Origin of the sequence: Luteolibacter flavescens, from assembly GCF_025950085.1 — a bacterium.
In the GTDB taxonomy this organism is placed as follows: domain Bacteria; phylum Verrucomicrobiota; class Verrucomicrobiia; order Verrucomicrobiales; family Akkermansiaceae; genus Haloferula; species Haloferula flavescens.
On the sequence record NZ_JAPDDS010000010.1, the window covers coordinates 145274 to 169257 of the forward strand.

The 23984-nt window shown below is 64.1% G+C and carries 17 protein-coding genes; 5 read left to right on the top strand and 12 right to left on the bottom strand.

Annotated features, from left to right (window positions below; all coding sequences use genetic code 11):
- Positions 1–20: 20 nt before the first annotated feature.
- From OKA04_RS17235 to OKA04_RS17265, 7 genes are all read right to left on the bottom strand, one after another.
- Entirely contained in the window at positions 21–1049 is a 1029-nt protein-coding gene (locus tag OKA04_RS17235) for an alpha-E domain-containing protein (RefSeq protein WP_264502439.1), read from the bottom strand.
- Positions 1050–1057: 8 nt separating this feature from the next.
- Entirely contained in the window at positions 1058–2485 is a 1428-nt protein-coding gene (locus OKA04_RS17240; RefSeq protein WP_264502440.1) for a circularly permuted type 2 ATP-grasp protein, read from the bottom strand.
- Between the two features lie 145 nt (positions 2486–2630).
- Positions 2631–3104, bottom strand: coding sequence for a DUF6714 family protein (locus OKA04_RS17245; RefSeq protein ID WP_264502441.1), 474 nt, complete (start codon positions 3102–3104; stop codon positions 2631–2633).
- A 745-nt stretch (positions 3105–3849) separates the two neighbouring features.
- Positions 3850–4632 carry a GTP cyclohydrolase FolE2 gene (gene folE2, locus OKA04_RS17250; protein ID WP_264502442.1) on the bottom strand — a complete coding sequence of 261 codons (783 nt, stop codon included), beginning with the start codon at positions 4630–4632 and terminating at the stop codon, positions 3850–3852.
- A 76-nt stretch (positions 4633–4708) separates the two neighbouring features.
- Positions 4709–4951, bottom strand: coding sequence for a 30S ribosomal protein S18 (gene rpsR, locus OKA04_RS17255; RefSeq protein WP_264502443.1), 243 nt, complete (start codon positions 4949–4951; stop codon positions 4709–4711).
- An 11-nt stretch (positions 4952–4962) separates the two neighbouring features.
- Positions 4963–5136: a 50S ribosomal protein L33 gene (rpmG, locus tag OKA04_RS17260; protein WP_264502444.1), complete on the bottom strand. Its 174-nt coding sequence runs from the start codon at positions 5134–5136 to the stop codon at positions 4963–4965.
- Between the two features lie 33 nt (positions 5137–5169).
- Entirely contained in the window at positions 5170–5793 is a 624-nt protein-coding gene (locus OKA04_RS17265; RefSeq protein ID WP_264502445.1) for a TraR/DksA family transcriptional regulator, read from the bottom strand.
- A gap of 227 nt (positions 5794–6020) precedes the next feature.
- Here OKA04_RS17265 and OKA04_RS17270 point away from each other — a divergent pair, with 227 nt between their 5' ends.
- On the top strand, positions 6021–6662 hold the full coding sequence (locus tag OKA04_RS17270; RefSeq protein ID WP_264502446.1) for an FHA domain-containing protein: 642 nt from the start codon (positions 6021–6023) through the stop codon (positions 6660–6662).
- Between the two features lie 14 nt (positions 6663–6676).
- On the opposite strand, the gene OKA04_RS17275 is transcribed toward OKA04_RS17270, so the two are convergent.
- From OKA04_RS17275 to OKA04_RS17290, 4 genes are all read right to left on the bottom strand, one after another.
- Positions 6677–7732, bottom strand: coding sequence for a prenyltransferase/squalene oxidase repeat-containing protein (locus tag OKA04_RS17275; protein ID WP_264502447.1), 1056 nt, complete (start codon positions 7730–7732; stop codon positions 6677–6679).
- The gene (locus OKA04_RS17280; protein ID WP_264502448.1) at positions 7729–11202 is read right to left on the bottom strand and encodes a coiled-coil domain-containing protein; all 3474 of its coding nucleotides are present in this window, start codon (positions 11200–11202) and stop codon (positions 7729–7731) included. The genes OKA04_RS17275 and OKA04_RS17280 overlap by 4 nt, the downstream gene beginning before the upstream one ends.
- Positions 11203–11218: 16 nt before the next feature.
- Complete coding sequence (locus OKA04_RS17285) at positions 11219–13612, bottom strand: hypothetical protein (RefSeq protein WP_264502449.1); 2394 nt, start codon at positions 13610–13612, stop codon at positions 11219–11221.
- Positions 13613–14334: 722 nt separating this feature from the next.
- Positions 14335–15279 (bottom strand): helix-turn-helix domain-containing protein, encoded by a 945-nt coding sequence (locus tag OKA04_RS17290; protein ID WP_264502450.1) that lies wholly within the window; start codon positions 15277–15279, stop codon positions 14335–14337.
- 377 nt (positions 15280–15656) lie between these two features.
- Between OKA04_RS17290 and OKA04_RS17295 the strand changes: the two genes are divergently transcribed.
- On the top strand, positions 15657–16286 hold the full coding sequence (locus tag OKA04_RS17295; RefSeq protein WP_264502451.1) for a hypothetical protein: 630 nt from the start codon (positions 15657–15659) through the stop codon (positions 16284–16286).
- Positions 16287–16346: 60 nt separating this feature from the next.
- Positions 16347–20090 carry an apiosidase-like domain-containing protein gene (locus tag OKA04_RS17300; RefSeq protein WP_264502452.1) on the top strand — a complete coding sequence of 1248 codons (3744 nt, stop codon included), beginning with the start codon at positions 16347–16349 and terminating at the stop codon, positions 20088–20090.
- A gap of 10 nt (positions 20091–20100) precedes the next feature.
- Here the strand turns inward: OKA04_RS17300 and OKA04_RS17305 are convergent, their stop codons facing one another.
- A complete protein-coding gene (locus OKA04_RS17305) occupies positions 20101–22647 on the bottom strand; it encodes an ABC transporter permease (protein ID WP_264502453.1) in 2547 nt (848 codons plus the stop codon).
- Between the two features lie 179 nt (positions 22648–22826).
- Between OKA04_RS17305 and OKA04_RS17310 the strand changes: the two genes are divergently transcribed.
- Together OKA04_RS17310 and OKA04_RS17315 are read left to right on the top strand one after the other, a co-directional pair.
- On the top strand, positions 22827–23297 hold the full coding sequence (locus OKA04_RS17310; RefSeq protein WP_264502454.1) for a host attachment protein: 471 nt from the start codon (positions 22827–22829) through the stop codon (positions 23295–23297).
- Between the two features lie 67 nt (positions 23298–23364).
- Entirely contained in the window at positions 23365–23976 is a 612-nt protein-coding gene (locus tag OKA04_RS17315; protein WP_264502455.1) for an MBL fold metallo-hydrolase, read from the top strand.
- The last annotated feature ends 8 nt before the right edge of the window (positions 23977–23984 follow it).

The window sequence follows — 23984 nt, forward strand, 5'->3', positions numbered from 1 at the left end:
GCGGGCGGGTGACGCCGCGGCTATTGCTGCTGCTGGGACATTTGCCAAGCCACAACCGCCGAAACACTGGCAGCAGGGATCGGCGGCCGGGCATCCGTGATGTCCGGGAAGACGTACGCGCGGAAGAGCCCGTCGCCGATCTCGTTGAAGCGCGTCTGCGCGTCATCGAGGTAGCCGTGCAGCCCGCTTTCCAGAACCTCCTCGGCAGATCCGTAGGCCAGCTCCGCCAGCATCCGCCCGGCGACGCGCTCGGCACCATTCGTGTAGGTGCCTCGTGGCGAGCCGGAGATGCGGTGCAGGTTCCGGTCGATGCGGTCCACGCAGTAGCGGACCGAGCGCGGGAAGTTGTTCGAGAACATCAACAGGTCCAGCACGCTCTTCGCCGAGGGCTGGCCGAGATGCTCGGCGCGGAAGGCCCCGAGCGCCCCGCAGGAGCGCAGGATGGCTGTCCAATGGAAGGTCGCGGCTCCATTCCCATCCTCCACCTCCGGCAGGAAGCTGGTGATGTCGAGGAAGCGGGTCGTCTTGTCCGCGCGCTCCAGATGGCGACCGAGGTCCATGAATTCCCAGGACTCGCTGCGCGCGATCGATGCGGCGGCGATGCCGTGGAAGGTGAAGGTCGCCCGGCGGATCGTCTCGTAGTAGCGGGTCGGGTCGGTCGTGAGCAGGTTCTCGCCGGCCCGGGAGTTGATAAAAAGATACAATCCATTCAACTCCTCCCACAGCTCTTCCGAGAGCTGGTCACGCACCATGCGCGCATTTTCGCGGGCCTGGGCGATGGAGGAGACGATGCTATTCGGATTCTTCCGGTCATCGGTGAGGAAGCGGATGACCTCCCCGCTGCTGGCGTCGCTGTAGAGCTCGCCGAAAAGCTCGTCATCCCCGGTAGCGAGGATGATCGGCTTCCAGAAGGCCCGCAGGCGTTCGCTGTCGAGGCGCTCGTGGTCCAGCAGGAGCTGGCCGTTCACCTCGATCAGGCGGGAGAGATTGTCGGCCCGCTCGATGTAGCGGACCATCCAGTAGAGGCTATTGGCAACGCGGGAAAGCATGACGGAAGTTATTTCAAGACCCAGGTATCCTTCGAGCCGCCGCCCTGCGACGAATTCACGACCAGCGAGCCTTTCCGCAAGGCCACGCGGGTGAGGCCGCCGGGGACGATCTTCACGTCGTCGCCGTAGATGATGTAGGGGCGCAGGTCGATGTGGCGCCCCTCCATGGACCCCTCGCACCAGGTGGGCGAGCGGGACAGCGAAACCACCGGCTGGGCGATGAAGTTCCGCGGGTCTTCGATGATCTTCTCTTTGAACTTGGCGATCTCCTCCTGCGTGGCGGAGGGGCCCATGAGCATGCCGTAACCGCCGGATTCATTCGCCGCCTTCACGACCAGCTCCGGCAGGTGCTCAAGGATGTACTTCCGGTCGCTGTCCTCGGAGGCGAGGTAGGTCGGCACGTTCGGCAGGATGGGATCCTGGCCGAGGTAGTATTCGATGATCTTCGGGACGAAGTAGTAGATGACCTTGTCGTCCGCCACGCCGGTGCCGACGGCATTCGCCAGCGCGACATTGCCGGCCTGGTAGGCGCGCATGATGCCGGGCACGCCGAGCACCGAGTCCTTCCTGAAGACCGTGGGGTCGAGGAAGTCGTCATCGATGCGGCGGTAGATCACGTCCACGCGGACGAGGCCCTTCGTGGTGCGCATGTAGACGAAGTCGTCCATCACCACGAGATCGCGGCCCTCCACGATCTCGATGCCCATCTCGCGGGCGAGATAGCAGTGCTCGAAGTAGGCGCTATTGTAGCAGCCCGGCGTGAGCAGCACGCAGACCGGCTCCCCCTCGCGATGCGGGGAGACGTGGTGAAGCATGTTCAGCAACTCGCGCGGGTAGGAATCCACCGGCCGCACGCCGAGCGACTCGAAGAGACCGGGAAACGCGCGCTTCAGCGCATTGCGGTTTTCCAGCAGGTAGGACGCGCCGGAGGGGCAGCGGCCATTGTCCTCCAGCACGAAGTAGGTCCCATCCGCCCCGCGGATCAGGTCGCTGCCGCAGATGTGGATGTAGATGTCCTTCGGCACGTTCATGCCGCGGAATTCCGGGCGGTAGTGCTTCGCCTCCTCGATGTAGAAGCGCGGGATGACACCGTCGCGCAGGATGTGCTGCTCGTGGTAGATATCGTGCAGGAAGAGATTCAGCGCGATGATCCGCTGCGTGAGCCCGGCCTCGAGATGCTCCCATTCATTCGCCGGGATGACGCGCGGCACGGGATCGAAGGGGAAGATCCGCTCGGTGCCCCGGTCGTCGTGATAGACGTTGAAGGTCACCCCTTGCCTCAGGAAATGCTGATCGCAGGACGCGCGGCGGGCCTCGAAATCCTCCGCCGGGTAGCTTGAGAAGCGATTCAGCAGCGTCCGGTAGTGGGGCCGGACTGCACCGCTCTCATCGAACATTTCATCGAAAAATCCATTGGCCTCGTAGGCGTCAAACATGCGCGTTCTTGGGGTAGGCATCGTCCTAGCAGGCCACGGGCCAACTCGGCACGCTATCCTGAATGATGCACCCTAAGCGCAGATAGGACGGGGCGTAAAGCGGGCAAATGAAGCACCTCCAGGCTGCCCGGTGCGGAGACAACGCCTATTCGTCCCGATCTTCGCTCCAGAACCCAAGAAGAGCACCCTCAATGTAAGGTCGCTCATACAGATAGTCCGGCTCTTCGAAAATGAATCGAAGGTATTCCCTTACGGCCTCCCTCTGATGAGCCGACAACGATGCGAACTGCCCTTTGTTGTAGTCGCTCAAGTGGGTCAGGCTGAAGTCTAGATGGAACCCGTATTCACCCTTCAGGTCCGCGATCAAATATGCAGGAAGATGAAACCGCATCCCCTCCGCATCAAAGAAGCTGAGGCTGCTATGGCAGGCATTCAACCGACAGGAGGAAATCCGAGTCCAATCCTCGATTTCATCTTCCAGCCGCAGCTTGGCGCAAGCTTCCTCGTCCTCACCACCATCAAGGCCCTGTGCTTCTTCAAGTCCCACGCCATTCCCCAGCGCCACCCCACAAAAGGCTTCGCGAATTTTTTCACAAATGGATTCTGCCTTCTTGCCCATCGCTACTAGTCCACTGGCTCACCCGACAAATCCCCGGGCCTTCATCTCGTCAATGTCCGCTTGTGTGGGGAACCGCTCCATCTGAATATCGAAAAATTCATTGGCCCCGCGAGCGCCAAACATGCGCGCTCTTGAGGCCGCTACCTTCATCGCAGGCCACGAGACAACCTGGCACGCTATCCTGAAGGATGCAGGTTAGGCGCAGATAGGACGGGGCGTAAAGCGGGCAAATTTGCGCCCAGCGAACAGCCTCCTACTTACTCCTCCTCGCCCGAATCCGGGCTAACAGCCGTTGCCCCTCCGACGACCGCTGATGCTCCGCGAGAAATCCCTCAAGCTCGCTCACCTTCCGAGGTGGACGATACCCCACGGAACAACCACACCCCGCGAAGGCGAATCCGCGCTCGTAGAGTGCCGAAATGATATCCCATCCCTCCTCGTCATTCATCCGGGGTGCCCTGAAGTCCAATCCCATGGCACCCATGCGATTGCCACATTGAGGACAAGGCGAGACGCTTTCCAAATACAGATCGCAAATCGCCTGGTAGGTGGTGCCCACCTCGGCCTCAACCGCGGCTTTCTGGTCCGTCCAGTTGAATTTGAGCAACTTGGAATACGCATGGACCAAGCCTCGTTGCTCCGCCCACTCCGCAATCGGTAGCTTTTTGAAGGCTTTCCTACAGACGAAGCAAGCGAAGTGTGACTTGTACTCCTTGAAAGCGTAGCGGCACATGGCGAAGGCAGATTACACCGCCTTCTCGATCACCGCATACGCGTTGTGGTTGTGGATCGACTCGAAATTCTCGGCTTCGACCTTGTACCACTCGATGTCCGCGTGGGCGTTCGAGCGTGAGGCGACGTTGCGCACGAGGTCTTCGACGAAGACCGGATTGTCGTAGGCGCGCTCGGTGACGGCCTTTTCGTCGGGGCGCTTGAGCAGGCTGTAGAGCTCGCAGCTCGCGGAGCGCTCGACGAGCTCGATGAGGTCCTCGATCCACACCGGCTCCTTACAGCGCACGGAGTAGGTCACCACGCCGCGCTGGTTGTGCGCGCCGCGGTCGCTGATCTGCTTCGAGCACGGACAGAGGGTCGCGACAGGCACCATGACGGTGACGATGAAGTCGAGCGGGCCACCTTGCACCGCCTCCACCTCGAAGCGGACCTCGTAGTCCATCAGCCCCACCTGGCCGGTGACCGGCGCGGGCTTGCTGCGGAAGAAAGGGAACTGGAACTCCACGTGTGCCTTCCGCGCATCCAAGCGCTTGAGCAGCTCGCGCGGCAGGCCGGCCATCGAGCGGACGTCGAGGCAGCCACCGTGGGAATTCAGCACCTCCACGAAGCGGCTCATGTGGGTGCCCTTGTAGTGGTGCGGCAGGTCGACGGCGAGCGCCACGGTCGCGACGGTGCGCTGGGTCGAGCCGCCCTTGTCACGCACTTCCACCGGGAAGCGCAGGCCTTTCACGCCGACGCGGTCGATGGCGAGATTGCGGTCGTCCCGCTCGTTCTGGGTATCCTTCAGTTCCTTCATTGGGGCCGGAAACAAAAGAAGCCCGCCCGGTTCAGGGGCAGGCTTCCGGTAAAGCGTTGCTTTCGGGAACGCCCGATTACTGCATCAGGTTGACAGCGCGGGAGCGCTTGATCTGACGGGTGATCTTGCGGTGAAGCTTGGCCGAAACACCGGTCACGCGACGAGGCAGGATCTTGCCGGTCTCCGAAGTGAACTTCGAAAGGAGATCGGGATTCAGGAAATGGACCTCGGCCGCCGGGATGTCGTGCCGGCGGGTGGTCATTTTGCGGTTCGACTTGCGGAAGCGGATCCGGCGTTCGACGGTCTTCGGTTCGGTCATGGGAATCTAGATTAGCGGAGTTCGCGGTGGACGGTGCGGCGCTGGAGATTCGGATTGAACTTGACCTTCTCCAAGCGACCCGGGGTGCGCAGGCTTTTCTTGTTGCGCGTGGTCACGTAGCGCGAAGGCGGCTTGCCTTCGGCACGGGCTTCCGTGCATTCGAGGATGATAATTTCGCGAGGCATTTTGCGGCGGGAAGTTGGGGCGCGAACGCTAATTTAGTCGTCGTCCTCGTCAAGCGAAACCGACTCAGAATCGTCATCATCCGCATAATTTCCGCCGGAGAAGCCGACTTCATTGGACGGACGGAAGCGGCGATTGCCATATTCCTTCTCCCACTGGGCCTGGCACTCGACGGTCAGACGGGCGAAAGGAATCGCCTCCAGGCGAGCCTGGGGGATGCTTTTGCCGGACATTTCGCAGACGCCATAGACGCCGCGGTCGATGCGGCGGAGGGCCTGCTCGATCTCGTAGAGGGCGTCCTGCTCCTTCGCCAGCACGCTGAGGGCGAAGTCGCGGTCATAGGCATCGCTGCCGGCGTCGCCCTGGTGCATGCCGCTGCCGGAGGCCTCGCTGCCCTCGGGGGCATTGCGGATCTCGCCGGTCATGCCGGACATGGCGTCCACCAGCTCGTCGCGGAGGTCGAGAAGACGCTGGCGCTGCGTGAGGACAAAGCCGCTGATCTTCACCGGACCGGCAGGAGGCTTGATCTCCACGACCTCGTCGGCGGATTCGGTTTCGGCGGCGGGCTTCTTCGCTTCAGCCTTTGGCGAAGCCTTCTCGGACTTCTTCGCGGGCTTGGCGGTTTCCGCCTTCTTCGCAGGTTGCTTCTTTTCGGCCATGTCGATTGGGGTCTCTTGAAATCTTCGGTAAATCCGTAATAACGCCCGGTCCTGAAAAATCGGGCGCGGTCGATTAGCGCTTCTCTTCTACTCCTGCAAGTTGAAATTTTATCGGCGGACCAAGGGTTTATGCATATTTATTCGGGATCGCTTCCTGACCGAATTTTTCCGTGCAGGGTTACACTCTTTCCCGCTAGAAAACCGCCTGAGTTCACGTTTTTCACCTCATGCCTCGCGTCACCATCACCGTCGCCGACCGGACCCCGCAGCCCTACCGCTTCCTGCTTGATCGCATGAAGGTCAATATGGGGCGCGGCAGCGAGAACGACATCGTGATCGATGACGGCTCGGTCTCCGTGCGCCACGCGGTGATGGAGCGGATCGATGGCGGTTACCAGCTCCGCGATGTGGGCTCGACGAACGGCATCAAGCTGGAGGGCATCCAGAAGGAAATTATTCCCCTGCGTCACGGGCTCTCCGTGAAAATCGGCGATGTCGCCTTCGACTTCACCCTGACGGAGGAGGAGCGCGAGGCGCTGGCCCGCGAGAAGCCGCCGGAGGAATCCCCCATCATCAAGGAAGATCCCTCCGCCGCTGCTGCCGGTGGTGGCCCGCGCAAGGCCGCCAATGCCCCGGGAGCCGGTCCGCAGCGCGTGATCGTCCAGTCCTCGCAGCCCAGCGCGGCGGCGAGCTTTTTCATGACCTTGATCTTCCTCGTCCTCGCGGCGGGTGCCTTCTACGTGGGTCTGACCGTGCGCCACGAAAAGGAGACGGGCGGCAACCTGCTCGAGGCCATCAAGTCCGGGCGCGCCAACGCCCCCGCCCTGCCGGAGAACCTGGTTCCCGCGGGCGAAAAGGCAGCCGAGTAAGCGCAAAGCGCACCTCACTCGGCCTCGTCCACCGTCTCGTCCCGCTGGTAGATCGGGAGCTGGCGGTAGGGCACCGTGAAGGCGAGCACCATCATGCAGGTGCCATAGACGCGGCCGGCCTCCCGGCTGTTCCATGAGCCGTCGTCGGTCTGCTTTTTCAAGTAGGTGTCATACATCCAGGTCGCGTACTCGCTCCAGTAGCGCCCGCCGATCTGGAAGGTGCCCTGCGCGTTGTAGTAGTTCCCGTAGAATTCGAACTGGTCGCCCGGCAGGTCGCGAAAGGTCTTCATGACGTAGTCCGCGGCCTTCACCGTCTCCGGGGTGCCATGCTTCCCGCAGAGCTCCAGGCAGAGGAGGCCCATGCCGGTGAGGGAGCGGGCGTGGTCGGAGTTGTTCATGTAGCCAAAGGCCCCCTCCTTCTCGTGCTGGTGGCGGCCGACGTAGTTGATCGCATCGGTGATCGCCTGATCCGGCACCGCAGCGCCATTCAGCTTCGCCGAGCGCAGCGCCATGAGCGCCCAGCCGCTGCACGAGGTGTCGCTGTCCGATGAGCCTGGGTGATAACGCCAGCCGCCCTGATGGCGGTCGTCCTTCTTCACCGCCTGCGCCTTCAGGATCAGGCTGAGCGCGGGGGGCAGCGCCGCGGCGATCTTCTTCTGCCGCTCCGGATCGACCATGCCGCTGACTTCCGAAAGAAAGAGCGTGGCGATATTGTGGGCATACATCGGACCGCTGCCGGCATTGCCCTTCACGAAAAGCCCGTCCTCGCGCTGGTTCCGGAGCACGAAGTCGATGCTCTTATTCAGCGCCTCGGCATACGGCCCCTCGGTAGGCAGGTGACCCTTTGAGAGGAAGGCCATGCCCGCGAGCGCCGGGATACCGGTGGAGTCGCCATAGCTCTCTGGAAAGGAGCCGTCCGCCTTCTGGACGCGCGCGAGGTATTCCAAGGCCGACTCGACCGCGGGATCGACGCGTTCCCGCCACTCGGCGAAGACGGGATCCGCCACCTCCGCCGAGACGACGGCGGGACCTGCGAAACAGAGCATCAGGGAAATCAGACGGGCTTTCATTCGTCGGTCATCGCTTCGAAGTATTTCTTCACCAGCCCGCGGTATTCCTCGGGCACGCCGCCGGCCGCCGCGCCGCCGACATCGGACTTCAGGTTGGCCTGGATCTTCTCCCAATCCTCGGCGCTGATCCCGAGCTTCGCCAGCTCAGGCGGCACCCCGGGATCGGCCTCGGGAGTGCGAAGGCCTTCCTCGGGCTTCTCGCCCGGCTGGCCACCGGGCATGCCGGGCTGGGGTTGGCCAGGTTGGCTTTGTCCCGCCGGGCCTTGCCCCTGCATCTGCTGGCGGGCGGACTGTGCCGCCTTTGCCATGGCCTCGGCGGCCTGCGCCGCTTGATTCGCGGACTGGCTAGCCTGACCCTGCTCGGAGGCGCGGGATGCGGACTGGAAGGCCTCCGCGAGATCCCCCGGCGTCAACGGCGCACGATGTTGCTCCGGCTGCTGCCCCCTCGCCTGCCCGGCGGCACGGTCGAACTCCTCCGCGGCACGTCCCAGGGCATCGGCGCTACGCTGAAGATTGGCCGCCGATTGCTGGTGCTGCCCGGCTGCTTCTTGGGGCTTGCCCTCGCTGCCTTTTTGCGCGGCGGACTGCGCCTGCTCGCCGCCTTGGCGAGAGGTATCCCGGGCCTCATTCATGTGGCCCGACCCCTCGGCCTGCGGCATTCCGGCAATCGCTTCGGAAAGCCCTTTCGCCTCGTCTGCCTGAAGCTGTTGGAGTCCTTGCAAAGCCTCGGCGGTCTTCCCTTCAGCCAAGGCATCCAGGGCCTGCGCCACCTTCTCCTGACGCCCGGCAAGCGCCTCGACGCCCGCCTTCATCTCTGCCTGCTCGGACTGACCCTGCTCGGGCTGACCTTGCTCGGGCTGACCTTGCTCGGGCTGGCCTTGCTCGGGCTGGCCTTGCTCGGGCTGGCCTTGCTCGGGCTGGCCTTGCTCGGACTGGCCTTGCTCGGACTGGCCTTGCTCGGACTGGCCTTGCTCGGAGTCGGCCACAGCTTCCTTCATCGCCGCTGCAGCTTCCTTCGCGGCTTCGGCCGCGGATTTGTCATCGCCTTTGGAAAGCGCGTCCTTTGCCTGTTCGGTCGCTGCCACCGCCTGAGGAAGGAGGTCCGCAGCTTCGTTGCGTTGCTCGCGCGCTTCGGCAAGCTGGCCTGCCGCCTCCTCGGCAATCTTCGCCTGCTCCTTTGCCAAGGCATCACGCAGCGCTTCCGGCGATTCCGCGGATGCCTGCTTCGTTTGTTCTTCAAGGCCCTTCTGAGACTCGCTCAATGCCTGGGCCTCCGCAGCGAGTTCCCGGGCTTCCGCGGCCTGGGCCTCCAGCACCTCGGCGCGCGCCTGGGGCTGCTCGCGCAATTGCTGGCGCAGTTGCTCCTCCACCCCGCGCTGGCGATCCTGCCACGCCTGATCCATCGCTGCCTCCTGTTGGGCCGCTGCCTGCTTCTCTGCCTGACGCGCGAGTTCGCGCTGCTGCTGGGCAAGCTCCTGGAAGCGGGCCAGCTCTTCGACCTTCTGACGATCACGATCCATCTCCTCGCGCGCCTTCTCCAGATTCTTGATCGCGGCCTCCGCCTGCTCGCGGGCGTGATCCAGCTTCTCCTCGCGACGCTGCTGGCCGTCCTGCAAGGGAGCGCTCTCCAGTTCCTGACGGGCTTGCGCCAGTTGCTCCGATGCCTGTCTTACTTCGTCCGCCTTCGTCGCGTGGACGCTCTCCTGCATCTGCGCGGCGAGCTTCTGCAAATCCTCCTGCGCCTTGGCCAAACTCTCGCGCGCCTCTTCGAAATGCTTCAGCGCATCCTTGCTGAGTTCTTCCTTTTGCATCTCGCCGCGATGCCAGTCCATCCGATCCTTCGCCTCGCGCGCCTGACGCATCGCCGACTCGATCTTCTCGCGCGCGCCATCGTGCTCCGCGCGCAATTCCTGACGGGCGAGCGATTCCGCACTCTGGTCGATCTTCAGCAGCAGCCACTCGGAATGCCCCACGCCCGGTCCATCGAGACCCTTCGGCCGCGCATCTTCGGCACGCACCCGCAGGCGGAGTTCCCTCGCACCCGGCGAGGCCTCCAACAATTCGCCCACCGCCACCTCGCTCTCGCCACGATAGCGCGCGGGCTTCGCGCCGCCGCCAAGCTTGTCCGGCAGCTCCCGCGAAAGGCGGCGGACATCCTTGTCGCCTGCCTTCACGTCCAATTGGAGCGCGGCCACCCCGAAGTCCTCCGTGACCTCGTAGCGCAGGCCCAGCACTTCATCCGGCCGCACGCGCAACTCCGTCGCCACCGGACTGAGCCAACGCACCGACGGAGAAAAATCCTCCAGCACCCGCACCGGGAAACGCAGTGCCTCCATCTCCCTGCCAAGACGATGCTTCAGCTTCACCACCGCTTCGCCGGAGCCCTCCTCCTTCAGATCCCAAGCCAAGGCCACACGACCTCCGGATGCGGACTTTTCCACCGATCCATCGGCCACGTGCTTGCCGTCGATCTCCAGCCACGCGGCTTCGACAGCGGTATTCAGCGCACCGGTCAATTCCACCTTCGTCCCCCTCACCGCCTCGACGCCACGGCCGAGCGGAGCTTCATCGGGCAACAGTCCGGTATACTCCGGAAATGACAATTTCACCCGAGGCTCCGGGATCGTTGGCAGCGGCCACACGGTCACCTCGTAGGCGTCACTTTCACCACGACCCGCCCGCACCCGGTAGCGGAAGCTCTCGCCACGCACGGGATCGAGCCGATAGCTCCAGCCCGTGCCGGCAGGCATCATCGGCTGGGTGATTTCATTGCCATCGGGCATCGTCATCACCGCTTCGAGCTGCGTGGCCGGGCCGTCATAGCTGGCCGTCATCTCCAGGGCATCGCCTTCCAGCAGTTCGATGTCCTTTGGCTCGACCGTGAACTTCACCGCCGCCGCATTCCCCAGCGTGCTGAAAGGTGCCACCGCGCGAACGGCGAGACGCGCCGCTTCCTTCGGCCACACGAGAAAGAGCAGCAGCAGCATCGCCGCGAAGGCGATCGCCGGGCGCGCCCATTTCCTCGACGCGCCGACGGCCTTCAGCTCGGCGCGGGCATCCACCTTGTCCACGTCCTCGCCTGCCGTGCGCGCGAGTTCTTCCAGCAGGCTTTCCGAGACCCCGCCGGGACTGCCGGACAGCTCCAGCACGGTGCTCATGCGCTCCTCGATCTCCGGGTGCCGACCCTCGATCCACCGCGCCACCTGGATGAGGCCGATCTTTCTCAAGAGGGGCCGCAGGCCGAAAAACGCGGCGACCAATGTGCCCAGCACCCACGCGCCAAACATCGCCCAGCGCGCGATCTGCGGCAGCGGCGCTAGGAAATGATCGACCGCCATCATCAGCAGCAGCCCGCCGAGCATGACCGTCGCGATGACCAGCGCGCCGCGCGTCCACTGTGCGCGGCGGATGCTCGACCGCACTGCCTCCAGCCGCCGTCCGATCTCCCGTCTTGCTTCGTCCGTGCTCATGACATGGCTCCTTTCTTCATGGCAGTCCACCGCCGCGGCGGATCACCCATTCGGCTGCCAGCAGCAGGGCGAAGAGGCCCAGCACCAGCGCATTGTCCCACAGTGGCGTCTCCCGCAGCTCCTTGCGAGCGTCGCCTTCCTTTAAAAAGAGTCCCGTCAGGTCACCGGCCTTCGCGGGATCGACGACCTTGCCGCCCGAGAGCTGGGCCATCGTCTCCAGCAGCGGACGATTCAGCGTCGTCTCCGCCAGCTCCACCGGCCCGCGCGAACCGACCACACGGAAGCCCGCACTGACGGCACCGCTCCCCTCCTCCGCGGACAAGCGGTCGGCCTGTGCGCCGCGCAGCCTCACCTCGTAGCGGCCCGGCGCGGCCAGCGGCGCCATCTCCGCCTCGTGCAGTCCATTCGACCCCGCGACGGCTGCCAGCGGCACGCTCGATACCACCTCGCCATCGCGCAGCAGCTCGGCCTTCAAATCATCATCGACCACCGGGCTCAGCTCGGCATCGCGAAGCCGGGCCGTCACCTTGATGCGGTCATCCGCCGTGTAGGTCAGTTGGTCGGTACCGAGCCGCACGCGCGACCCACCGGCACGCAGCACCGGCCCCGCACCCCAGCAGACGAGATTTCCCCAGAAGCGGTGGTGGTAAAGATCGCCCGCACCCTCGCGCAGCCGCCAGGTCCGGTCGGTCAGCAGCAGCGCCACCTTCCCCTTTCCCGTCTGGCGCGTCACCAGCAGCGCGGATGCAGCCTCCAGCTCGCGGCGCTTCGCGAGGGCGTCGAGGGCCGCGGTCAGTCCCTCGCCGCCAGCGATCGCCTGCCCCTCACCGCCGGCATTCGCCGTGAGCAGGACTTCCGCTCCCTCCTTCAGACTGCGGATCGGCTGCCGCCAGGAGATCTCGGGGAAGTCCGCCCACACCGCTTCATTCGCGGTCTCGCCGGTCGCCTGCTGCATCACCGGATGCGACCGGCCCTCCGCCGTGAGGGAAAAGCGGAACGGCTCCCCGCCCGCCGAGTAGAAATTACGATGACCCTCGTAGGTCTCCACCGGCACGAGGCCGCGGCCGGCCTGCGAGGAAATCGCATGCGGCATGTATTGGGGACCGGCCACCATCACCAGCAGTGCCGCGCGCTCCTTCACGCAGCCGTCGAGGATCTGCCACTGCCGCTCGTCCAGTGCATCCGGCGCGATGTCGCCGAGGATGATCACGTCGAATTTCCGCCACTCCGCCTCGTCCTTCGGCAGGCGAGTTGCCTGCGCTTCGCCGAAGGGCCGCGAGACCGATGCAGGGACCAGCTCGTCCTGCTGGCCCTCGATCCGGTCCGGATGCAGCAGCACGTATTGCAGGTGCACCGACTTGTCGCGGCCGTAGAAGAGATTCCGCAAGTAGCGGAATTCCCAGCGCGGCGAGCTTTCCACGATCAGGACGTTTGTCCGCGCGTCGGTGATCGAGGTCTCGAATTCCCACGCGTTGTTGTCGGCGAAACGCTCGCCCTCCAGCGCCGCGATCTCGATGCGGAATCCACCGACCCCGCCCTCCTCCGGCACGGTGGTGAAGCGGACCTCCTCGCGGTGGTGCTCCTGTGGGATGGAAAGCTCGCGCTCCTCGATCTGCTCGTCCCCGCGCATCAGCCGCACCTTTGCCTGCTTTCCCTTGTAGCCGTCGAATTTCAGAGCGGCAGTCACCCGCATCTTGTCGCCGAGGTGGATCGCCTCCGGAGCCCGGACCTCAAGGATGGAGGCATCGCGCGGCGGCTCGGCGCTGCCCGTGGCCACCACGCCGATGGGTGCGTCGAGGATGCCGAAGCGCCGCGACACATCCTCCACCCGGCCCGGGCGATTGTGGCGTCCGTCGCTGACCAGGATCACGCCTGCCAGATCGTCCGGCGGCACCTGCTCCAGCACGGTCCCCAGCGCGGCGGACAAGTCGGTGGCATCGCCCCAACCCTCAGCCTCGCCTTCACCCGCCGATCTCACGCTGCGCGCCGCGCGGACGGTGCGCACCTTCATTGATTCGGAAAGCTGCTTCACGATGCCCGCCTGCTCCAGCCCGCGCTCGCCCAGCTCCAGCCGGGTCGCATCCGCACCATCGTCGCGCAGGTGCATGGAGGCCGAGTCATCCAGCACCACCACCACCTCGCGATTCCGGTCGCGCTCCACCATCCGCACCCACACCGGCTCGACGAGGATCCACCCCAGCACCGCCAGCGCTGCCAGACGCAACGCCACCACCATGCGACCCCGCCGCGGGGCCACGGCTCCCGCTTCGTAGCGGTAAAGCCCGAGCACCAGCTCCACCGCCAAGGCACCCGCCAGAGCCACGACCCACAGCGGCCACTCCGGCGACAACCGCACGAGCTTCCCCAAGCCATGGAGCAGCCCCCACAGGGCCAGAAAGACCACCGGCACCCTGACCAGAGACCTCATTCCGCGCCCCCGCCTCCCCGTTTTTGCTCCATCAACGCCATTCCCGGACTCAACGCCACGGATTCCTTCGCTATTTCAAGGAATTCTCCCATAGATGCCCGATGCAAAAGAGCGGCAATCTCTCATCGCGTCGACCGAAGCTCGCCGGATCGGAGAAGTCGGACACTGGACATCCCGACAGAGGCACTCCGATTTGTTGATTCCGAACAACCGGTGGAGCCTCCATTCATAAAGAGGCGTTTCCCAGCTTCAAGAGAAGCACTCACTCGGATCAAACCAGCGGAAATACAACCTGAGATACTCTTTCAAACGATCCTCGGAAATATCTTCGGGCATCTTCAGCGACAGAATAGCGTATTCTAAAGGAGGGTTAAAATCAGTGTATCTTGTAACCCGCCGAAGTGACCCATCCACAATGATCACGGCCAGTCCATTCCACTCAGCGACACCCTCATCGCTTGTCACCACCTGACGAAACGCCGAGCTCACCAGATCGAACCGCCTTGAGGACACCAGCCATACATTATGCATTAACGGCTTGGCCAGCAATCTCAGAGGCACCCAAGTCGCTGCATACCTGAGGCGGTTCCATATGCCCATCATCTTGGTCCACGACTAATGTAGAGCAGATCTGACCGTCAAACTACAAAGCCTCACTTGCACGTCCTTCAGAGCTACCACGACTGTGAAGCTAACAAATGGCTTCAGCGGGCTGCCTCGCTGCCCTTTTCCCGGAAGTGCCGTGGCGTCATGCCGATCTGCTTGCCGAAGCAGCGGGTGAAGTAGCTGCCGTCGGCGAAGCCGCATTGGAGGGCGATCTCGGTCACGGACTTGTCGGTGGTTTGCAAAAGGTGGGCGGCCTTTTTCACCCGCACGCGCTGGAGCTGGGCCGAGGGGGTGAGGCCGGTGATGCGGTGGAAGATTCGGTGGAAATTCCGGTGCGACATGCCCACGCGACGCGCGAGTTCGAGGTGATCGAGCGGCTCCGCGAAGTTTTGCTCCAGGTAGTCCAGCGCGCGCTCGATGTTCATGATCTTCTCCGAGACCAGCTTCGGCTTGTAGAATCGCCAGCGGGATAGAAGCCCGACGAGATTCATGAAGTGCGCCATGGCCATGAACTGGCAGCCGCGATCCCGCGGCAGCGGCTCGGAATTCTCCACGGAAGTCTGCTTCCGGTCCTGGTAGCGGACGGCCCGGCGGCGGGTCGGACCGGGGTGCAGCTCCTTCTCGATCGCACGGGAGAGCTTCTGCACCTCCTCCAGCCGGGCGAGGTCGAGATGCATCACGCGATAGCCCTCGCCATTTGTCCGCGCGTAGAAGAGATCCTGGTAGCCGGGCAGCTCGCCCACGTCGAATTCCACATTCCCCAGCAGGGAGGGATCGTAGGTGACATTGACGACCTTGAGATTCCGCGTGTTGCGATAGCCGTGCGGGATCGCTCCGTGCAGGGCGAAGACGTCGCCCGCCTTCAGGGGATATTCGCGCCCCGCCACCAGCTTGAAGGCGGTACCGCTGAGGATGAGGGTGATCTCGCAGAAGTCGTGCGTGATCTCCGGATAGTCCGGATGATTGTCCCAGATCGACACATCGAGCGGGAAGTCCGGAGTGCGGAAGACCAGTTCACGCTCAAATACGGCTGTATCGGACATGGCAGGCAGAGGACACGAGGCGGCAATTCTTTGATTGCTTAATACTCATCATTGGGCACCACGGGAACCCAAAAATTGGCAAAGGAGTCTTGTATTGGAGGAGCTGCTTTTTCACGGAGCCAGCCGAATCGAGAAACGGGAAAGTCACATAAGCAGGGATTAATTCCTCACGGCGTGGAGAATTCGGGGACCCACGCTCACACCAAGGCCCACCACCTCACATCGTGCTTCTCGCAACAATTTGGCAATGGAGTCCTAATTTTTGGCCCGGATCTCATGGAATCCCATGACACGGGCCCGGTAGGCTGACGGCAGGATGGGGATTGGTTTGCGATCCCCACGTTCCCCCATCACCAAAAAAATTCCCGGATCACCCGATGAAGCCAAACCGTTCAGCACTCAGCATCACCCTTGCCCTCGGATGCTTGCTTGCCCCCGCCACCAGCACGGCGGCACTCGTCCTCATCAATGGCAATTTCCAAGACACCACCGGACTCGGCGTGACCTCTCCGAATACCTGGCTCAACGGGATCCCGACCGGTTGGTCGGGAGTCACCAACAGCTACACCGTCGGCACGAACAACGGAGGAACCAACTGGATTGCGAACCTCGACCAGGTCTCCAGCACCTCCGGCGGCTTCCGGCCGCTCTACCAGGATCTGGGAACTCTGGATGAAACCTCCACGATCTCGATGACCTTCACCGTTCTCCAGCCTTGGAACGCAAATCTCGCCCGGGCCGGTGCCGCCATCTGGAGCAATGCCTTCACGACCACCCTCGATACGCTGTCCGACCTCACACCCGGCACCTACACCCTGACCGCGGAAAACGTGGCGGCGGGCACCGCGATCCGGATCGGCTTCTGGAGGTCCCGGCTGAACAACGCCCCCGGCATTGACGACGTGTCCATCACGGTCACGCCGGTTCCCGAGCCGCAACTACCCCTGCTCGTCACCTTTCTTACGGCACCCATGCTGCTTCTCCGCAAGCGCCGCCGATTCGCCTGATCCCACGACTCTCCACTTCCTGCCTGCGTTCACCATCTCCTGTCCTTCTCGGTCACTTCCATGATCCCAACCAGCCCTCGTTTCAGTTTCATCCTCGGTTCCGGCCTAGCCCTTCCCCTGCTCACCGGCGCACTGGAAGCTGCGGACTTCACCGCCGAGCAATGGAGGGTGGCGGAAATCCCGCTCACCAGCGCCATCGCTTACCCGGACCCTTTCCAGGATGTCGAGGTGACGGCGACCTTCACGGGACCCGGCGGACAGATCATCACGCGTCCGGCCTTCTGGGATGGAGGGAATACCTGGCGGGTGCGCTTCGCCCCGACGGCCACCGGCGAGTGGACCATGACGACCACCTGCACCGACGCGGGAAACAGCGGGCTGCAGGGCATCACCCGCAGCGTCCAGTGCGATGCCTACACCGGCACGCTGCCACTTTACCAACGCGGCTTCGTCAAGGTCGCGCCGAGCGGGCGCTACTTCACGTATGCGGACGGCACGCCCTTCTTCTACCTCGGGGACACGCACTGGATCTTCATCCATGAGCGCTTCTCGACGTCGAATGTCCCGGGAGTCCCGTCGCAGTTCAAATACACCGTGGACAAGCGCGTGGATCAGGGATTCACCGTCTTCCAGTCGGAGTCCATCCACGTGCCCCACGGAGAAGGAGCGCACGACGACCCGTCCGAGGAGCCGCATGCGGATTTCACGGATGGCTTCACCGCGGCAGACCTGCCGGGCTTGGAAAACATGGACCGCAAGTTCGCCTACGTCGCGGACAAGGGCCTGCTGCATGCCCATGCGGGGATCACCTGGGCACAAGACCCTGCGAACCCGGTCTTCACGGAAGATTACATGGGACGTCTCGGTCGCTACTGGGCGGCCCGTTTCGGGGCCTACCCGGTCCTGTGGACCGTGGCACAGGAGATCGATCCCTACATGTATGGCGCTTTCAATGCGACCACCATCCAGCGGTGGTTCGCAGGAGCGCAGGGCATGACGGAGCATGACGGCTATGGCCATCCCCTCGGAGCGCACATGGAGAACATGGGAAGCATCGCGTCCGATCCCAGGCGCTCGACGTGGTCGGCCAAACCCTACCACAAGTGGTGGCCGGTGCAGATGCAGGGGGATCTCAGCGGTCATACAGGACCGCGGAATTTCTACAACAGCACCCCTGCCAAGCCGGTGGTGCTTTACGAGGGACCCTACGATCATTTCTGGACGGACACGAAGGGCGCGCGCGGTGCGGGCTACAAGGCCTTCCAGTGGGGCATGTGCGGCTATGGCTACGGTGCCGCGGGCGTGTGGAATGACATCTACGCCCTGGGCGACTATGGCACCGCCTACCAGATGCCCGCCCGCTACATGGACTGGCATACCGGGGCAAATCTACCCGCCGGCCAGCAGATGACCTACCTGAGGAACTTCTACACCTCGCTGGAGTGGTGGAAGCTCGTGCCGCGCTTCGACGATGCGGCCTGGTCGGCTTTTGTGGAGCCCGCCCGTTCGCTTCTTTCCTCCGATGGGGACAAGACCTTCGTGGTCTACTTCTTCGGCAGCGGCACCACCACCGGCACGCTCCGCGGCATGGCCGCCACGACCTACGAAGCATCGTGGTTCGATCCCCGGACAGGTGCCACCACGAAGATCGGCGGCGTGACTCCGGTCAACGGCCAGTGGAACCTGCCCGCGCGTCCGGACGCGGAAGACTGGGTGCTGCTCGTGAAGCAGGCTCCTGCCACGGTGATGCCCTCCCCTGCTGCGGGCGCGAATGCCTCGGCATCGCAGAAGACGGTCTCCTGGACCACCCCGGGGATGCCTTCCAACCTTTCCTATGAGGTGCGCTTCGGCGATGCCACGCGCTACGACATCACGCGCCCGCACTCGAATCTCTACCTGATCACCCCGCCCGGAGGCACCACGGCCACCACCTGGCCGCTGCCTTCATCGCTGGTGCCCGGCACCAATTACTACTGGATGCTCTCCGTGACGGACCCGGCCACGTCCAGCACCACGGACTATACCTTCTACTTCACCACGGTCGGAGGGGCCGCAACGGTGCCGGTGCCAAATGGCAGCTTTGAAATCCCAGGGCAGCTCGAAGGCCAGAACTGGGCGCGTGTCTCCCCGGCATGGAATCCGGGGGTGGTGGCGAACGGCTATCAGCAGAACAACCTGAACTCGCCGGCCAGCGCGCACATGTCCGCTACCAGCGCGAACGGCGGAAACTGGTTCGCGCTGATCAATGCGAATGTTGGCAAGATCAGCCAGAGCCTGAACACGATGGTCAGTGTCGGAGACACCGTGTCGGTGACATTCCAAGGCGGACGCGGAAGGACCGGCGTATCCACCGCGGCGGGCGGCACCTTCAACGCCTCCCTCGTCGTGGGCACCACGAAATACACGATCCCCGTGAACACCAGCCTGCAGGCGAACAACGCCTGGCAGCCCTACACGATCACCCAGACCGTCACCAATGGCGGCCCGCTCGGCATCGAATTCAGCGCCGTGAGCGGCGACCCGTGGCTGGACAACATCGGCGCCGTCACCATCACCCCCGCTCCCGTTTACTCGGTCACGCTGGACGGGCCAGCGGAAGGCCAGCGCTACCTCAGCGGCAGCGAAGTCACGGCGACCGCCACCGTGGCAAACGGCACCGGCCCCTACACGGTCAGCTACGAGCTCAGCCGCGACGGCGGCGCATGGACCGACGCGGGCAGCAGCTCCGCGGCTCCCTACACGGCAAACTTCGGTGCGCTTGCGAATGGCTCCTATCAGTTGCGTGCCACCGTGACGGACCGAGGTGCGGCCAATGCCACGCTCACCTCGATGCAACGGTCATTCATCGTTTCGCCGGTACGCTTGATCCCGGTGGAGAACGGCAGCTTCGAGACGACGGGGACCCTCACCACCAATTCGTGGGCCCGCATCGCTCCCGGCTGGAATCCGGGAACCACTGCCGCGGCTGGCTACCAACAGAACAGCGCGGCCGATACGAATTCGCGCCACCTCTCGCACACCAGTCCCGGCGGCGGCGTGTGGTTCGCGCTGATGAATGCGAACACGATCTCGATCACCCGCGACCTCGGCTCCACGGTGGAGGCGGGCGACACGCTGGCGATGAACTTCTACGCAGGCAGAGGTTCCGCGGGCCTGTCCACTGCTCCGGGCGGCGTCTTCAAGGCGGAGTTCATCGTGGGCACCACCGTGTATGACATGGTCGTGGACACGACCACGCAGGGTTACGACACGTGGCAGCTCCACACGCTCGCGAAAACCATCGAGAACGGCGGCAACCTCTCCATCCGCTTCACCGCGGTGAGCGGCGATCCGTGGCTGGACAACATCAGCGCCGTGAGCGTGACGAAGGCAGGCAGCGGAGCATCCTACGATGCCTGGATTTCCGGCCAAGAAGGCGTGGCCATGGAAGACCGCGGCTTCTCCGGAGATGCCGACAAGGATGGTGTCGCCAACGGCCTCGTCTGGCTCCTCGGCGGCGACAGCGTGCTTTCCGGAGGCCTCCAGCTTGCGCCCACCGGAGTGGCAAATCCCGATGGCACCCTGACCCTCACCTTCAATTGCCTGGGACCCGCCAGCCGCGGACCGGCCACCGTGGCGGTGCAGTATAGCGACGACAACCAGGCCTGGCAGACCGCAGCGGTGCCCGACATCAGCAGCACGGTCAATGGAGTGGAGTTCACGGTGGAAGGCACCGACCTCCTTCACGTGACCGCGAAGATCCCGCCGGTCCACAATGGCGATCCCCGGCTCTTCGGCCGGGTGACCGCCGCCATGCCGGAATGACCCGCGAGGGTCAGGCCCCTCCCCTCAGGATTTCCAGCGGCGAGTGGTGACACACGCCGCGACTGAGGGCGAGGCCGCCGATGACGGAGATGCCGGTGGCCGCGACGAAGGCCCCGGCGACCACCGTGAGATCGGGCCAGGGAGATCCCTGGAAAACGAACTTCGCCAGCGCGGCATTTCCCACGACGGCCAGCACGACGCCGGTCAACGCGGACAGCACGCCGAGCGCGGCATACTCGATCACGAGGATGGTCCGCACCTGCTTCGCGGAGGCACCGAGCGTCCGCAGCAGCACGCTTTCCCGCAGTCGCACGTCGCGGCCATTGAGCATTGTGCCGATGACGATGGGAAGACCTGCGAGCACGGTGAATCCGGCAAGCACCGAAACGACCGTCGAGATCTTCGAGAGGATATCGCGCACCGTCTCAAGGATGAGCGTGAGGTCGATGGCGGTGACGTTCGCGAAGTCGGCCACCAGCGACCGCTGCAATTCGCCGGAGGCGGCCTGAGTCGGCGTCTTGGTGGTGACGACGTGGAAGCCCGGAGCGTCCTCCAACACGCCCGGCGGGAAGACCATGAAGAAGTTCAGGTTGAAGCGGCTCCAGTCCACCTTCCGCAGGCTGGTGATGCGCGCCTTCACTGGCACGCCCTGCACGTCCAGAGTCAGTTCATCGCCGATCCCCACCTTCATGTCGCCGGCGATCTTTTCCTCAAGCGACAGCGGCACCGGCTGGTCCGGGTCCGGAATCGAGGAGTGCCACTCGCCCGCGACGAGCGTCTCGGTGGCATTCATCTCGGCACGATAGGTCGAGCGGAATTCACGACGGGAAATCCATCGCGGCAAGCCGGGGACATCGCGCACGGCCACGCCGCGGATCGCCTCGATGCGCATGGTCACCATCGGCGCGCTCTCCAGCACGGGAAGGCCCTGCTTTTCCACGGTCTCGCGCACCCCGGCCACCTGGTCCGGCTGCACGTCGATAAGGTAGAGATTCGGGCTCTCCGCGTTTTGCGTGAGATTCATCCGCTCGCGGATCAGGCTGCCGGTCAGCAGCACCGTCACGAGCAGGAAGGTGCCGAGCCCCAGCGAAAGCAGGAAGAGCAAGGTCTGGTTGCGGGGGCGATGGAGATTCGAAAGCCCCTGCCGCAGCAGGTAGGGCATCCGGGAATTCACCGAGCGCCGGGTCACGACGATGAGCAGCTTCGCCACGCCGACGAGCACCGCGAAGGCCACGGCGAGACCACCCACCAGCGACAGCGCCCGCTTCCACTCCGGGTCATTGGTCAGGGCCAGCACCACCAGCAGGCCCAGCAGCAGCGCATACACGGGGAGCGCCCGCAGGGTATTCCCCTCCAGCGTCGCCCCACCCCGCAGCGTGGCAGCCGGGGAAATGCGGCGGATTTTCAACAGCGGCAGCAGGGCGAATCCGCAGCACACGGCAAAGCCCGCCGCAGTCGTGCGGGCGACCACCGCCCATTCCGGAGCCGCCTTCACCGAGATCGGCAGCTCACCCTCGAAGAATGACAGCGTCCCGGTCTGCAGGATGATCCCCAGCCCGGCTCCGACCACCGCGCCCAGCAGCCCGAGCGCCGCTGCCTGCACGAAGTAGATCGCAAAGGCGACCTGCCCCGGACAACCGAGGCAGCGCAAGATCGCCACCGTGGGAACGCGGCGCACCACGTGGGCATGCACCGCGCCCGCCACGCCGATCGCCCCGAGCACCAGCGCCGCGAGGGCTAGGATGCCGAGGAAGCGTTGGAAATGCTCCAGCGCGTCGCCGAGGTTTTCCCGGCGGTCGGCCGGGGTCTCCAGACGCCACGGGGTATCGGGGAAAGCCTGCCGGATGGTCTCCTTCAGGTCCCCGGCTGCATCCGGGATCTCCAGATGCACCTGGTGGCTCGACATGCTGTTCTTCGAAAGCAGGCCGGTGGCTTCGATATCGCCGAGCCGGACGTAGGCCTCCGGGGCGAAGCCGCTGAAGCGGCTGCTCTTTGGCGCGGGCTTCGTCACCGAGCCGAGGATGGGCAGGCGCAGGCCGCCCAGCTCGACCTCGTCACCGGGCTTCGCGCCGAATTGGTCCAGCAGCGCCGGCTCCAGCAGGATGCCGGGGCCCTCCTTCAGCTTCTGCCAGCCACCGGCGGGATTTGTCTCCACCTCGCCGTAGTAGGGATAGCCGCCCTCGATCCCGCGCACCTGCACCATCCGGGTGCCGCCGCCGGAAAGGAATTTCAGCATCGAGGGAAAGGACGTCTCCCGGCTGACCGACTGCGCCATCGTTTTCAGGCGGGTGAGGTCTTCCGCGGACACCGGCTGGCGGGAGGAAATCTGCAAGTCCGAGCCCAGCAGCGCCTTCGCCTGGGTCTCGATGCCCGTCTGCACGCTGGCCTTCAGCGAGTGGATCGCCGTCAGCGCCGCGATGCCCGAGACGATCGCCAGCGAGAAAATCAGCAGCCGCCCGCGCTGCGACCGGCTGTCCCGCCATGCCATGCGCCACGTCCAGGGATGAAAAAGTGCGGCGAGGAAAAATCTGGGGAGCGAGCGGGAACCGGAACTCATGCGGATGGTGGCAGCAAAATCTGCCCCATCTTTGCATCAGGCGGCGATTTGACAAACAGGAGCTTTGAACTTCCGCCCTCCGGCCCCACTTCGCGGCACCGGCTTCCGGCCAATCCTTCCTTGCGCCATCGCGAGGGTATGGCCATGGTCTGATCGAATCGGACCTCGATTCCATCATCATGGAACCGCTTATCATCCTTTCCAATCTCGGCCGGGTGCGAGCCCTGGCATTCCGGGCTGCGGGCGACGACCCGCGGCAACAAGACCATCTCAGCGAAATCCCGAACAGCCGGGTGGAACTGCGACCCCAGTCCGTCACGAAGGTCGTGACCGACCAAGCAGGACGCGCTCCGCAAAGCGGCCCAGTGGGTCTTGCGGGCGGGATGTCCTTCGGGGAAATGCACGGCTTGGAGACGGAACTCGAAAAGCAGGCGCTCGCGAGGATCGCGATGGAGATTGGCGACCGTGTCGCGGAGGAAGGCAATCCCCGCTGGCACCTCGTGGCGCCCGCCACCATCCTGCCCGCACTCCAGAAAGCGCTCCCCGCGGAAGCAAGGAAGACCCTCGCCAGCACCTCGACCGGTGACCTGACGAAGCTGCCGATCGCCAAGCTGGAGGCCCACCTGATGCACGGCAGCGCGTCGAAGTGAGCCCACTGTCTCGTCCGCTTTCGTGGGCGGATTGACACCTCGGGATGGGGCGGGCTTGATCCGTCCCATGCCTGAGCGCTTCACCGGTGGTTTCTTCCAGACAAATGGTTATCTGCTGAAAACCCCGGGAGATTCCTACATCCTCGTCGATGCCCCGATGGGAGTCGCTGCATGGCTGAGGGCGAAAAACATCGTCCCCGCGGCCTTGCTGCTGACCCACCAGCACATTGATCATATCGACGATGCGTCTGAGGTGGCAGCGATGGGCGTGAAAGTGCATGCGTTTTCACCCCATTCGGCCGAGCTGACCTTGGAGACCCTGCTCCAGAATCTGGGGATGCAGGTGCGCGTCCAGCCTTTCACCGTCGATGAGGTGCTGGAAGGCCGGAAGTCATTGGAAATCGATGGCTTGCGCATCGATCTTGCCCACGTTCCGGGTCACTCCGCGGACAGCGTGACCTTTTTCCTGCCGGACCAAGGAGAGCTCTTTTCCGGCGACACGCTGATGGCCAGCGGCTTGGGGAGATCGGACTTCCCGGGTGGCGACGGCAGGTTGCTGATCGATGGAATTCGGGAGAAGCTTCTGGCTCTTCCATTGGATACGAAGGTCTTCCCCGGCCACGGTCCCGCCACCACGATCGGCGCGGAACGTGCTGGAAACCCGTATTGTGGCGACTGAACGGGAAC